The sequence below is a fragment of the Candidatus Zixiibacteriota bacterium genome, assembly GCA_040752815.1.
Taxonomy (GTDB): Bacteria; Zixibacteria; MSB-5A5; order GN15; family FEB-12; genus JAGGTI01.
In genome coordinates this window covers 1-1,793 of the sequence record JBFMGC010000120.1, presented here as the reverse complement: position 1 = coordinate 1,793, position 1,793 = coordinate 1, and the positions used below count along the sequence as shown (strand labels likewise).

At 56.9% G+C, this 1,793-nt stretch carries 3 protein-coding genes; all 3 read right to left on the bottom strand.

The window, feature by feature from the left end; all coding sequences use genetic code 11:
* On the bottom strand, nucleotides 1–949 hold a 949-nt coding region (locus AB1772_13435; protein MEW5797342.1), incomplete at its 3' end, for a hypothetical protein.
* On the bottom strand, nucleotides 949–1,530 hold the full coding sequence (locus AB1772_13430) for a hypothetical protein (protein MEW5797341.1): 582 nt from the start codon (nucleotides 1,528–1,530) through the stop codon (nucleotides 949–951). The genes AB1772_13430 and AB1772_13435, both read right to left, overlap by 1 nt.
* On the bottom strand, nucleotides 1,527–1,793 hold a 267-nt coding region (locus AB1772_13425; protein MEW5797340.1), incomplete at its 5' end, for a hypothetical protein. The genes AB1772_13430 and AB1772_13425, both read right to left, overlap by 4 nt.

Below are 1,793 nucleotides of genomic sequence, written 5' to 3'. Positions count from 1 at the left end.
GGGTGTCGCGGCTCGTTTCGCCGGCGGGATAGTCCCTGCCGTAAAGCGCCCCCAGCATCGCCAGCGCCGTTTCCAGGGTGGGAGCGTTTTCGTTGGCGGCGGCATTGAGAATGGTGCCTACCGTCTCCACGCTCACCGACGGGTCGACCCGGGCGAAGAGGTCGTAGACGGCGAGGGAGTCGGTCAGGGTAGCGATGCTGTGGTTGTAAATCGGGTTTATGTTCGATTCGATCTGGATGGTCAAGGGTGGCGCAACTGAAACCCCGACTTCGGATACCGGGTCCGAGGTAGCGACGACGTTGTGAATCGATTCCAGCGGCGGCAGCGTGTACGGCTTACCCGGCATCAGGGCGTTGGCGATCCGTTCCAGCAACAAACCACTTGCCAATCCTGCCACACCTGGGGCGTTATAGAGATACGTGTCCGACACGTCGCCAGCGTATTCCAGCGCCAGGTTGGTCGCGAGAAACCCACCGAGGGAATGGCCGGCGACCGAAAAGCCCGGCTGCAGGATGCCGTCATCCAGCCATTTGCGCACCTGCCTGGAGAGAGCATCGTACTGGGCTTGATGCTCCGCGGTACCGAGAATGCCGATATCAATGATGTTGGTCGCCCAATCGGTAATCCATTCCGGAAAACTGGATTCTGTACCCCGAATCGCCAGATAGCGTTTTCCGTCGGCAACGCTCTCGAAGACTGTGGTCGACAGGCCGGTGGGGTTGAGAAAGGTATGCTCCTGGCCGAACTCGTCAATGTAGGTTTCGGAGACCTCGCCGTCGTATTGGTCGACGACCCGCCAGCTGGTGGAAAAACCATCGGCTTGAACGACTGGCATGCCTGCATCTGTTAACGCTTTAATATAGTTATCCGGGGTCATCCCAAATGTAAGATTGGCGTATGCGCCAAAGGCAAGCTCTGCTTCGCGATAGTACTCTGAAATTGTGCTCATCAGTTCTCTCCTCTAACAAAAACTTTCGGCTCCAACTCGGTTAATCTGGATGGGTTAGGACAAGTGAAATTTGACTCATGCCAGGGCCCAGGCAAATCACCACCGATTCGGCTATAATAAACAGTCTCTCCCAACACCTTTCCATCACTGCGCCGAATGGTTCTAAACCTGCTTTGCAATAATTTCGGATTACCTTTTCGATAATAATTATCTTCAATTTCAAAATAATATTCATCTTCCGGCGTGGCAGATCGCTTGCTTGGGATACGCGCATTCCCCCATCTATCAAACCGTTCCGCCGGCAACTCCACCGTCTCATAAACCCTGACCCCACCGTCCTTGGCGCACAACTCCCGTACCCGGACATCCCAGTACAGCTTCTTCCCCCCTGCCTCCCAGAACGATCCACCGAACCAGAGCGCGCCGACGACAGCGATCAGCACCAATCGTATGGGACGATTAGCAAACGATGCATCCAGAAATCGCCGCCCGGTTTTCCACAGCAGCCAGGTGAACACTATCCAGGCGACGATGAGAGGCAACGGCATTGTGAGCACCAGGAAACCCAATAGATCTCTCACGCCGCCGTCCTCCAGGTTCTTGTCACTCCGCCCATCGCAAAATTCGCGGCGCAGGAGTGGAGATTACTCCTGGCGAACAGATGATCGCAGTCGTTGCCCTCGCCTCCCGCGAGAAAATCATCGTCGTCACCGCCAAAGACATGGTCGTCGCCGTAACCGGCGGCGATGACATCCATGCCGCCATCGCCCCGCAGGACATCGGCCGCGCCGGTCGCCCCCCACGGGTTGAGCAGGGCGGATTCCCCGGGATCGGCGCTTGTCCA